Here is a 10721-nt window from a genome sequence, read left to right as displayed (position 1 = left end):
TTGGCCCTGCTCCTCGATCACGTCGTCGTCAAGCCTGCCGATGGGCCGGCGTTCGACGTCGCGCCCCGGCTGTCGCTGGTGTGGCGCTCAACCTGCCCACGACCTGGGACAACAGCTTCCTGGAGATCCTCTACGGCTACGAGTGGGAGCTGTTCAAGAGCCCCGCGGGAGCCAACCAGTGGCGGCCGAAGGACGGCGCCGGCGCCGGCACCGTGCCCGACGCCCACGACCCGGCCAAGCGGCACGCCCCGACGATGCTGACGACCGACCTGGCCCTGCGCGTGGACCCGATCTACGAGCAGATCACCCGCCGCTGGCTGGAGCACCCCGACGAGCTCGCCGACGCCTTCGCCCGCGCCTGGTACAAGCTCACCCACCGCGACATGGGCCCGCGCGCCCGCTACCTCGGCCCGGAGGTCCCGGCCGAGACGCTGCTGTGGCAGGACCCGCTGCCCGAGGTGACGCACGAGCTCGTGGACGCGGCCGACGTCGCCGCGCTCAAGGAGCAGATCCTCGCCACGGGGCTGTCGGTGTCCGAGCTGGTCTCCACCGCGTGGGCCTCGGCCTCCTCCTTCCGCGGCAGCGACAAGCGCGGCGGCGCCGACGGCGCGCGCATCCGCCTGCAGCCGCAGAGCGCGTGGGAGGTCAACGACCCCGACCGGCTGGCGACCGTGCTGGGCACGCTGGAGGGCGTCCAGAAGGCGTTCAACGGCGCCCAGACCGGCGGCAAGCAGGTCTCGCTGGCCGACCTGATCGTGCTGGCCGGGTGCGCGGGCGTCGAGCGGGCCGCCAAGGAGGCCGGCTTCGACGTCCAGGTGCCGTTCACGCCGGGACGCGCGGACGCCACGCAGGAGCAGACCGACGTGGAGTCGTTCGCCGCGCTGGAGCCGGTCGCCGACGGGTTCCGCAACTACCTCGGCAAGGGCAACCGGCTTCCGGCCGAGTACCTGCTGCTCGACCGGGCCAACCTGCTGACGCTGAGCGCGCCGGAGATGACCGTCCTCGTGGGCGGCCTGCGGGTGCTGGGCGCCAACCACCGGCAGTCGACGCTCGGCGTCCTCACCACGACCCCGGGGACGCTGACCAACGACTTCTTCGTCAACCTGCTCGACCTGGGCACGACGTGGCACTCGACCGAGGACGCCAACGTCTTCGAGGGCCGCGACGCCGCCACCGGCGAGGTGCGGTGGACCGGCACCCGCGCCGACCTCGTCTTCGGCGCGAACTCCGAGCTGCGCGCGGTCGCCGAGGTCTACGCCAGCGACGACGCCAAGGAGAAGTTCGTCCGTGACTTCGTCGCGGCGTGGGACAAGGTCATGAACCTCGACCGGTTCGACCTGGCCTGAGCCTGACCGGAACGCCCGGGGCGGCCGCCCCGGGCGTTCCGCGTGCCCGGCGGCCCGCGTGGCGGGCCGGGACGCCTCCCGCCCCGGCGCGGGCCCTCCCGGACGTCAGGCGGTGAGCAGGGCCTGGGCGGTGACGTGCAGGTCGGCGACGGCCGCCGCGGCCCGCCCGGCGTCGAAGGCGGGGTCGCCCAGGCGCTGCTCCAGGTCGGCCAGCACCACGACGACGTGCAGGTTGAGCACCCGCAGGCGCTCCCGCGTCAGGCCGGGCAGCCGCCGCCGCAGCAGCACGGCCAGTTCGGCGACCCCGGGATGGTGGTCGCTGGAGTAGGGCCAGGAGCGGTAGCCGCCGGACAACACGTAACGGCTGGTGAAGCGCAGGTACCAGCTCGTGCCCGGGTGGGCGAGCACGTGCTCGGCCAGCGGGGCCAGGTACGCCGCGACCAGGGCGGGAAGGTCCTCCTCCAGGCCGCGGGCGCGCAGGTCGCCGATCAGCTCGCGGCGGCGCTCGTTGAGGGGGGTCATGCGGTGCGCGTACAGGGCGTCGATCAGGCCGGCCTTGCCGTCGAAGTGGTACTGGACGGCCGAATGGTTGCCCTGCCCGGCCGCGACGGCGATCTCCCGGAGCGAGACGTCGAGGCCGCGCTCGGCGAAAAGCCGTTCGGCCGCCAGGAGAATCTTCTCTTTGGCCTGCATTCCCACCTTTTCCGGATCACCGAGGTATCGTCGCGAATTAAGACAACCTGTCTTACTCTCGTGCCGTCTGCTGTCCAAGACCGTACGCCTCTCCTGGCAGGAGCCTCGCCGTGACCGCAGAACCGATCTTCCGGCGGGCCGGCCGCCCGCCGGAGCACGCTCCGAACGTCCTCGCCGTCGTCCTGGACGACACCGGCTTCGCCCAGCTCGGCTGCTTCGGCTCCGGCATCGCCACGCCGCACATCGACCGGCTCGCGGCCGGCGGCCTGCGCTACAACCGGTTCCACGTGACGGCCCTGTGCTCGCCGTCGCGCGCCTGCTTCCTCACCGGACGCAACCACCACGCCGTCGGCATGGGCTTCCTCGCCGACATCCCGCTCGACCACCCCGGCTACACCGCCCGCATCCCGCGCTCGGCCGCGACCCTGCCGCGGATCCTGCGCGACGACGGCTACTCCACCATCGCCATCGGCAAGTGGCACCTCACGCCGCGCTACGAGCGCTCGGCCGCCGGCCCGTTCGGCCACTGGCCGCTCGGCCAGGGCTTCGAGCGCTACTACGGCTTCCTGCAGGGCGACACCAACCACTACGCGCCCAACCTCGTCCGGGACAACCACCACGTGGAGCCGCCCGCCACCCCCGAGGAGGGCTACCACCTCACCGAGGACCTCGTCACGCAGGCCGTCCGGCACCTCGACGACCAGCGCCACGCCGCCCCGGGCAAACCCTTCTTCCTCCACCTCGGCCTCGGCGCCACGCACTCCCCGCACCACGTCGCGCCCGAGTGGAGCGAGCCCTACCGGGGCCGCTTCGACCAGGGGTGGGACGCCTGGCGGGAGGAGATCTTCCGGCGCCAGACCGCGACGGGCGTCGTCCCGCCCGGCACCGTGCTCACCCCGCGCCCGGACTGGGTGCCCGCCTGGGACGGCCTCACCGCCGACCGCCGCCGCCTGTACGCCCGCCAGCAGGAGGTCTTCGCGGGCTTCCTCACCCACGCCGACGCCCAGCTCGGCCGCCTGATCGCCCACCTGGAGGAGACCGGGCGGCTCGACGACACCATCATCGTGATCTTCTCCGACAACGGCGCCAGCGCCGAGGGCGGCGTGGACGGCAGCGTCAACGAGCACCGCTTCTCCGCCGGCATCCGTGAGTCCCCGCAGGACAACCTGGCCCACCACGACGACTGGGGCGGGCCGCGCACCTACAACCACTACGCGTGGGGCTGGGCGTGGGCCGGGAACACGCCGTTCCGGCTGTGGAAGCGCTACACCTGGCTCGGCGGCACCCGGACGCCGCTCATCGTGCACTGGCCGGCCCGGATCGGCGGCGGCGGCGCGGTGCGCGACCAGATCGTGCACGTCAACGACCTGTTCCCGACCCTGCTGGACGCGATCGGCATCCAGGCGCCCGACGTCGTGGACGGGATCGAGCAGCAGCCGGTGGACGGGGCGAGCTTCCTGGCCACCTTCGCCGACCCCGGGGCACCCGCGCCGCGCACCACCCAGTACTTCGAGATGCTGGGCTCGCGCTCCCTCATCCACGGCCGCTGGAAGGTCACCACCGACCACGTGTCCACGGGCGTCCTGGACGAGGAGGAACTGCTCACCGGCAGCCGCGACCTCGACGCCGACCACTGGGCGCTGTTCGACCTGGCGGCCGACTTCTCCGAGGCGGCCGACGTGTCCGCCAGGCATCCGGAGGTGGTCGCCGAGCTGCGGCGGTTGTGGGACCGGGAGGCCGGGCGCAACAACGTCCTGCCGCTGTACGACGACCTCGTGGCCCGCCTCGGCGCGCTCATCGGGCCGGCCTGGCCGCCCGGCGACGACCGCACGTTCCGGCCCGGGGCCTCGCCCGTGTGCGACGAGTCGTTGCCGCTGCTGTTCGGCGGCTTCCGCTGGACGGCCGAGATCGAGGCGGCCCGCGAGCCCGAAGGCGTGCTGTTCGCGCTGGGCGACTGGAACGGCGGCTTCGCCCTGTACGTCACCGGAGGCCGCCTGGCCTTCACGTTCTCCCGCGCCGGGGAGCCGCTGGAGCTCACCGCCGACCGCCCGCTGCCCGCCGGCCGCCAGTCCGTGGACGTCGTGCACACGACGGGCCCCGCGGGTTCGGCGTTCCACCTGTCGCAGGGCGGGGTCGTGGTGGGCGCCCTGGCGTTCGACGGCCTGCTGCCGGTCGCGCTCCAGCACGGCGGGGCCGGGCTGCGGCTCGGCCACGACCTCGGGCTGCCCGTCTCCGGCCGGTACCGCGTCCCGGCCCGGTGGAACGGGCGGCTGCTCTCGGTCCGGCTCAGGACGCCGGGCGCCGCGACCCCCGACCTGCTCGCCGGCCTGCGGACCGCGCTGCACGCCGACTGACGGCGTGGGCCTGAACGCGGTTGACGGTGTGGTCCGAGGGTTGACGGTGTGGTCCGGGGGCGGTTGACGGTGTGGTCCGAAATCGGCCGGTGCCGGGGACGTCGTGGCTGGTTGGCTGGTTCGCCGTAGATCAACCCCTGTCCTGGAACGGAACCATGGCCACCACCACCCTCGCCCCGCCGCGCCCGCCGCTGATCTCCTGGCTCGCGGTCGCCTCGATCACCCTGGGCATCTTCGCCATCGTCACCAGCGAGATCCTGCCCATCGGCCTGCTGACGACCATCGGCGCCGACTTCCGCGTCACCGACGGCACCGCGGGGCTGACCATGACGTTGCCGGGTTTCGTGGCCGCCGTCGCGGCGCCCGTCCTGACCGTGGCCACCGCCCGGCTGGACCGCCGGGTGATGCTCTGCGTCCTGATGGCGGTGCTGGCCGCCGCCGACGTGCTGGCGGCCGTGGCCGGGGCCTACTGGGTGGTGCTGGCCTCGCGGGTGCTCGTCGGGCTCACCATCGGCGGCTTCTGGTCGATCGCGGCGGGGCTGGCGTCCCGGCTGGTGCCGCCGGCCGCCGTGGGCGCCGCGACGGCGGTGATCTTCTCGGCCGTGCCGCTGGGCTCGGTGCTCGGGGTGCCCGCCGGAACCTTCATCGGCCACCTGGCGGGCTGGCGGACGGCGTTCCTGGTCCTGGCCGGGCTCTCGGTCCTCGTGCTGGTCGCGTTGCTGCGCGTGCTGCCGCCGCTGCCCGCCCGCCAGGTCACCGGCGCGCGCGTCCTGCTGGACCTGCTGCGGGTGCGCGGCACCGGGATCGCCCTGCTGGGCACGTTCCTCGTCGTGCTGGCGCACTTCGGCACCTACACCTACGTCACGCCCTTCCTGGAGCACGTCACCCGTCTGTCCCCGGCCGCCGTCAGCGCCGTCCTGCTGGCCTACGGCGCGGCGGGCATCGCGGGCAACTTCCTGGCCGGCCGGGCCGTGGCCACCGCACCCCGCCTGGCCTTCGCCGTCTGCGGCGGCCTGATCGCGGCGGCCACCCTGCTGCTGCCCCTGGCCGGCAGCTCGCCGGCGGGCGCGGTCGTGCTGCTGGTGGTGTGGGGGCTGGCCTACGGGGGAGTGCCGGTCTGCTCCCAGGCGTGGTTCCTGCGGGCCGCGCCCGGCGCGCCTGAGGCGGCGACCGTCGTGTTCACCTCGTCGTTCCAGGCGACCTTCGCGCTCGGCGCGCTCCTGGGCGGCACGGTCGTCGACGCCTTCTCAGTCTCGGCCGCGATGGTCGCGGGCGGGCTGGTGGCGCTCGTGATGGCCGGGTCGTTCTCCTGGCTCACCCGTCCCCGCCGGGCCGCGTGAGCGGGGGGACGGGCGGTCAGCCGTCGAGGTGGTCGCGCAGGGCGTCGAGGCGGCCGTCCCAGTCGCTGGCCAGCGCGGCCAGGAACTGCTGGGCCACCCGCATCGGGGCCGAGCGCAGCCGGTAGCGGACGCGGCGGCGCTCACCGGGCTCGGCCGTCACCAGACCGGCCTCGCCCAGCAGCGTCAGGTGCTTGGCGATCGCCTGCCGGGTGATCGGCAGGCGGGCGGCCAGGTCGGTCGCCGTGGCCGGGCCCCGGGCGGCCAGCTCGGCCAGGACGGCGCGCCGGCTCGGGTCGGCCAGCGCGACGAAGACCTGCTCGGCCACCGCCTCGATGTCACGCGGCGTCAAGGTGCCCGGCCAGCTCGCCCAGCTCGCTCGCCCACCCCTCGGTGTGGGCGTCGTACGCCTTGCGGTGGTGGTCGTCCGGCAACTGGGCGAAGCCGGTCTCGACGACGGTCAGCCGGGTGCCCGTGCCGGCCGGTTCGAGGGTGAACTCGACGTACGTGCGGCGCGGGTCGCCCTCCGGCATGCCGAAGACCGGCCAGGTGAAGCCGAACACCGACGGCTCCTCCACGCGCTCCACGCGCAGGTCGACGGTGTGCCCGTCGCTCCAGCTCAGCCGCGCCGGCCCGCCGGGACGCAGCTCGATCACCGCCTCCTGGCCGAACCAGGCGGCCAGGCCCTCGGGGGTGGTGAGCGCCGCCCACACCTTGCCTGGCGGATGGGCGAGCTCGACGGTGCGCTCGACCCGATCGGGGAATCCCATGACGACCTCCATATGCGGCAGGGAAAAGGTTGCCACACCTCGCGGCGACAGGTGGACGGTCACCGCTCCGGGCGTGCGTGCCGGCGCAGGCCGTAGGAGACGAGGACGACGGCGGCGAGCGTCACCGCGACGTCCACCAGCAGGGCCAGGCGGATGCCGGCCATTTCCCCGGCGCGCGTGGCGGCGACCGCGCCGAGCAGCGGGATGCCGACGGTGACGGCCACCTGCTGCGTCATCGACGTCAGCCCGGTCGCCAGCCCCTGCTCCTCGTCCGGCAGGCCCGAGGTGCCGGTGACGGTGTAGGCGACGATCGCGGTGACGTGCCCGAAGAACCCGACGAACAGCGCGGGGACCAGGATCGCGAGCACCGTCCAGCCGGTCCCGAGGAAGACGGCGGGAAGCGTCGCCAGCGCCTGGACCGTCATGCCGGCGACCAGGACGCGGCGGCTGCCGTGGCGTCCGACGAACCGCCCGGCGATCACCCCGGCGACCACCGAGGCCAGCCCGGGGACGCCGAACACCAGGCCGGTGACCAGGGGCGACAGGCCCAGCACCCGCTGGAGGTACACCGTCACCAGGAAGATCATGGCCGGCTCCGTCGTGAAGATGACGAACCCGGCGAAGTTCCCCCACTTCACCGTGGGCCGCCGCAGAATGCGCACCGGCGCCAGCGGCGCGGGCGCGCGCAGCTCGATCAGCCAGAACGCGCCCAGCAGCAGCACGCCCGCGACGGCCGCCAGGAGGTTCGTCTCGACGGCCGCGTAGATCACCGCCAGCAGGCCGCCGGTCACGGTGACCGCGCCGGGCAGGTCGAGCCGCACCCGCTCCGGCAGCACGCTCTCCCGGATCAGGAACGGCGTCAGCACCACGATCGCCACCGCGACCGGCACGTTGAACAGGAACGCCGCCCGCCAGCTCAGCAGGCTGACCAGGGCGCCGCCGAGCAGCGCGCCGACGGTGAAGCCGCCGGACAGCAGGGCGCCGTTCAGCCCGAGGACGCGGGCGCGCAGCGGGCCCTCCTTGAAGGTGGTGGTGAGCAGCGACAACGCGGCGGGGACCGTCATCGCCGTGGCCAGGCCCTGCAGCACCCGGGCGGTCAGGAGCGTCGCGGGCCCGTCGGCGAAGCCGCCGAGCAGGGAGGCCCCGGCCAGCACGACCATGCCGGCGAGGAACAGCCTCCGCCGGCCGAACAGGTCGGCCGTCCGGCCGAACACCAGGGTGAACCCGGCCGCCGGCAACGCGTACGCCGAGGTGATCCAGGGCCACTGGGCCGGGTTCAGCCCGACGCCCGCGCCGGTCTGGGGAAGGGCGACGTTCAGGATCGAGAAGTCGACCGCCAGCATGAAACCGGCGCCGAGCAGGACGAACGCGATCAACCGCTGTCTGCCGTCGAGGCGCGGCGGGGCGGCCTCGACGGTCGCGACAGGAACACTCATTGCGGCCTCCGAATAATAGCAACCAATCGGTTGCCACATTATGGCAACCGATTGGTTGCGTCAACGACGGGCGAGATCGGGGCAAACTTCCGTTTTCCGGAACGGTGGTCTAACCTTCGGAACATGTCCGACGGTGACGCCAAGCTGGTGGGGGCCGACCGCGTGCTGGCCGTGCTGGCCGAGCTCGCCCGGCACCCCGACGGCATCGGCCTGGAGGAGATGGCCCGCGCCGTGTCCAGCCCGAAGCCGACCGCCCACCGCGCCCTGGCCGCGCTGCGCCGCGCCGGGCTCGCCGTCCAGAACGGCCACGGCCGGTACGTGCTCGGCGACGAGTTCCTGCGCATGGCCTTCGCCCACCACGAGGCCCGGCCCGACCACGTCCGGGTCACCCCGATCCTCCAGGCGCTGTGCGACCGCTACGGCGAGACCGTGCACTACGCGGTGCTGGAGGGCACGTCCGTGGTCTACCGGTCCAAGCTCGACCCGCCGTCCGGCGCGGTCCGGCTGACCTCGGTCGTCGGCGGGCGCAACCCGGCCCACTGCACCGCCGTCGGCAAGATGCTGCTGGCCGGGACGCTGCGGGACGAGGCCGCCGTGCGCGCCTGGGTGGGCGACCGGCGGCTGGAGCGGCCCACCGAACGCTCGGTCGGCACCGCCGAGGAGCTGCACGCCGAGCTGGTACGCGTCCGCGCGCAGGGTTACGCGGCCGACGACCAGGAGAACGAGCCGGGCGTCAACTGCGTGGCGGTCCCGGCGTACCTGACCTCGCCCACCGTGCCGAGCGGCGCGGTCAGCATCAGCGGCCTGGCCTACCGCACCCCCTTGAGCGTGCTCGTCGAGGACGTGCCGGCCATCCGCGCCGTCGTCGCCGGGCGCCACCTTCCCTGACCCGTACAGAACCGGAGAGACCCCCTTGTACCTCATGCGCATCGGTGCGCCCGGCGCCGAGAAGCCGGTCGTCCGCGTGGACGACGACCACTACGTCGACGTCTCCGACCTCACCCCCGACTTCGACGAGCGCTTCTTCGCCGCGGGCGGCCCCGCCCTGCTCGCCGAGCGGGTCGCCGCCGGCCCGCGGCAGGCGTTCGCCGGCGAGCGCGTCGGCGCGCCGATCGCCCGCCCGCACCAGATCCTGTGCATCGGCCTGAACTACCGCGACCACGCCGCCGAGACCGGCCAGGCCGTGCCCGCCGAGCCGATCCTGTTCACCAAGTCGCCCAACACCCTGGTCGGCCCGGACGACGACGTGCGCATCCCGCGCGGTGCCACCAAGACCGACTGGGAGGTGGAGCTCGGCATCGTGATCGGCCGCCGCACCTCCTACCTGGACTCGCCCGAGGAGGCCGCGGCCGCGATCGCCGGCTACTGCGTGGTCAACGACGTCAGCGAGCGGGCCTTCCAGATGGAACGCGGCGGCCAGTGGAGCAAGGGCAAGTCGGCCGAGACGTTCAACCCGGCCGGCCCCTGGCTGGTCACCCCCGACGAGCTGGCCGACGTCCGGAACCTGGGCATGTGGCTGGACGTCAACGGCGTGCGCCGCCAGACCGGCAGCACCAAGACGATGATCTTCGACCCGTACGTCATCGTGCACCACCTGAGCCAGTTCATGGTGCTGGAGCCCGGCGACCTGATCAACACCGGCACCCCGCCCGGCGTCGGCATGGGCCACGACCCGCAGATCTGGCTGCGGCCGGGCGACGTCATGGAGCTCGGCATCGACGGGCTCGGCAGCCAGCGCCAGCGGGTCGTGGAGCCCCGGTAGTGCGGGCGCTCGTCCTGACCGGGCCGGGCGCGGCCGAGGTCCAGGAGGTCGAGCCCCCCTCGGCGGGGCCCGGCCAGGTGGTCGTGGACGTCGAGCGCGCCGGCGTGTGCGGCACCGACATGGAGCTGTTCAGCGGCGGGATGAGCTACCTGCGCACCGGCCGCTCCCGCTACCCGCTGCGCCCCGGCCACGAGTGGTGCGGGCGCGTCGCGGAGCTGGGCGCGGGCGTGGACCCGTCGTGGCTGGGGCGGCGGGTCGTCGGCGACACCATGCTCGGCTGCGGGCGCTGCGACCGCTGCCGTCAGGGCCGCCACCACGTGTGCCCCGACCTGGCCGAGCTCGGCATCAGCCGGGGCGTCGCGGGCGCGCTGGCCGAGCGGCTCGCCGTCCCGGTCGCGGCGCTCCACCGGCTGCCCGATACGGTGGACGCTACCTCGGGCGCGCTGGTCGAGCCCGGTGGCAACGCCTTACGCGCCGTCCGCGCGGCGGGGCTGGAGGCGGGGGAGCGGTTGCTGGTTCTGGGCACGGGCACGATCGGCCTGCTGGCCGCGCTGTTCGCGCGCGCCGGCGGGGCCGAGGTGCACCTCATGGGCCGCGCCGAGCCCGATCTGCGGCTGGCCGCGGGCCTCGGGTTCCGGCACGTCCACACCCGTCCGGCGCTGCCCGCCCTGCCCTGGCACGCCGTCATCGACGCCACCAACGCCGCCGCGATGCCCGCGCTCGCCCTCGACCTGGCCGAACCGGGCCGCCGCGTCGTCTACATCGGCCTGGCCGGCACGCCGTCCACGCTCGACACCCGCGAGCTGGTGCTCAAAGACGTCACCGCGGTCGGCGTCCTGGGCGGCTCGGCGGGGCTGGCCGGGGCCATCGACGCCTACGCCGGCGGCTCGGTGGACGCCCGTCCGCTGGTGGCCGCCACGGTCGGGCTGGCCGAGACGGCCGGCGTGCTGGCCGGACGGCGACCGCCCGGCGCCGGCCCGGGGCCCAAGATCCACATCGATCCCCGGCAATGAACCTGGAAGA

10 protein-coding genes are annotated in these 10721 nt (G+C 74.1%); 6 read left to right on the top strand and 4 right to left on the bottom strand.

Annotated elements, in window-relative coordinates; genetic code table 11:
- A partial coding sequence (locus ACWEJ6_RS39270; protein WP_452430494.1) for a peroxidase family protein occupies nt 1-1346 on the top strand: 1346 nt, incomplete at its 5' end.
- A gap of 105 nt (nt 1347-1451) precedes the next feature.
- On the opposite strand, the gene ACWEJ6_RS39265 is transcribed toward ACWEJ6_RS39270, so the two are convergent.
- Complete coding sequence (locus ACWEJ6_RS39265) at nt 1452-2039, bottom strand: TetR/AcrR family transcriptional regulator (RefSeq protein ID WP_452430492.1); 588 nt, start codon at nt 2037-2039, stop codon at nt 1452-1454.
- A gap of 110 nt (nt 2040-2149) precedes the next feature.
- Here ACWEJ6_RS39265 and ACWEJ6_RS39260 point away from each other — a divergent pair, with 110 nt between their 5' ends.
- Both ACWEJ6_RS39260 and ACWEJ6_RS39255 read left to right on the top strand, forming a co-directional pair.
- Complete coding sequence (locus ACWEJ6_RS39260) at nt 2150-4393, top strand: arylsulfatase (RefSeq protein WP_452430489.1); 2244 nt, start codon at nt 2150-2152, stop codon at nt 4391-4393.
- A gap of 155 nt (nt 4394-4548) precedes the next feature.
- A complete protein-coding gene (locus tag ACWEJ6_RS39255; protein ID WP_452430487.1) occupies nt 4549-5733 on the top strand; it encodes an MFS transporter in 1185 nt (394 codons plus the stop codon).
- A 16-nt stretch (nt 5734-5749) separates the two neighbouring features.
- Here ACWEJ6_RS39255 and ACWEJ6_RS39250 read toward each other — a convergent pair whose 3' ends face one another.
- The 3 genes from ACWEJ6_RS39250 to ACWEJ6_RS39240 are packed head-to-tail and all read right to left on the bottom strand — an operon-like array spanning nt 5750 to nt 7936.
- Complete coding sequence (locus ACWEJ6_RS39250; protein ID WP_452430485.1) at nt 5750-6082, bottom strand: ArsR/SmtB family transcription factor; 333 nt, start codon at nt 6080-6082, stop codon at nt 5750-5752.
- Complete coding sequence (locus ACWEJ6_RS39245) at nt 6069-6500, bottom strand: SRPBCC domain-containing protein (protein ID WP_452430483.1); 432 nt, start codon at nt 6498-6500, stop codon at nt 6069-6071. The genes ACWEJ6_RS39250 and ACWEJ6_RS39245 overlap by 14 nt, the downstream gene beginning before the upstream one ends.
- A gap of 59 nt (nt 6501-6559) precedes the next feature.
- Nucleotides 6560-7936, bottom strand: coding sequence for an MFS transporter (locus ACWEJ6_RS39240; protein ID WP_452430481.1), 1377 nt, complete (start codon nt 7934-7936; stop codon nt 6560-6562).
- A 123-nt stretch (nt 7937-8059) separates the two neighbouring features.
- Here ACWEJ6_RS39240 and ACWEJ6_RS39235 point away from each other — a divergent pair, with 123 nt between their 5' ends.
- Genes ACWEJ6_RS39235 through ACWEJ6_RS39225 form a run of 3 tightly spaced genes read left to right on the top strand, consistent with a single transcriptional unit; the run spans nt 8060 to nt 10711 of the window.
- Nucleotides 8060-8824, top strand: coding sequence for an IclR family transcriptional regulator (locus ACWEJ6_RS39235; RefSeq protein WP_397157804.1), 765 nt, complete (start codon nt 8060-8062; stop codon nt 8822-8824).
- A 25-nt stretch (nt 8825-8849) separates the two neighbouring features.
- Nucleotides 8850-9698: a fumarylacetoacetate hydrolase family protein gene (locus tag ACWEJ6_RS39230; protein WP_358011110.1), complete on the top strand. Its 849-nt coding sequence runs from the start codon at nt 8850-8852 to the stop codon at nt 9696-9698.
- Nucleotides 9698-10711, top strand: coding sequence for a zinc-dependent alcohol dehydrogenase (locus ACWEJ6_RS39225; protein WP_452430478.1), 1014 nt, complete (start codon nt 9698-9700; stop codon nt 10709-10711). Before ACWEJ6_RS39230 ends, ACWEJ6_RS39225 begins: the two co-directional genes overlap by 1 nt.
- The last annotated feature ends 10 nt before the right edge of the window (nt 10712-10721 follow it).

This window comes from Nonomuraea sp. NPDC004702, from assembly GCF_053601695.1.
This window is presented reverse-complemented; position numbering and strand designations above follow the sequence as displayed.

Coding starts and splice junctions, on each gene's coding strand:
- ACWEJ6_RS39240 (WP_452430481.1), bottom strand. CDS start 7,936: ATGAGTGTTCCTGTCGCGACCGTCGAGGCCGCCCCGCCGCGCCTCGAC.
- ACWEJ6_RS39265 (WP_452430492.1), bottom strand. CDS start 2,039: ATGCAGGCCAAAGAGAAGATTCTCCTGGCGGCCGAACGGCTTTTCGCC.
- ACWEJ6_RS39245 (WP_452430483.1), bottom strand. CDS start 6,500: ATGGGATTCCCCGATCGGGTCGAGCGCACCGTCGAGCTCGCCCATCCG.
- ACWEJ6_RS39255 (WP_452430487.1), top strand. CDS start 4,549: ATGGCCACCACCACCCTCGCCCCGCCGCGCCCGCCGCTGATCTCCTGG.
- ACWEJ6_RS39235 (WP_397157804.1), top strand. CDS start 8,060: ATGTCCGACGGTGACGCCAAGCTGGTGGGGGCCGACCGCGTGCTGGCC.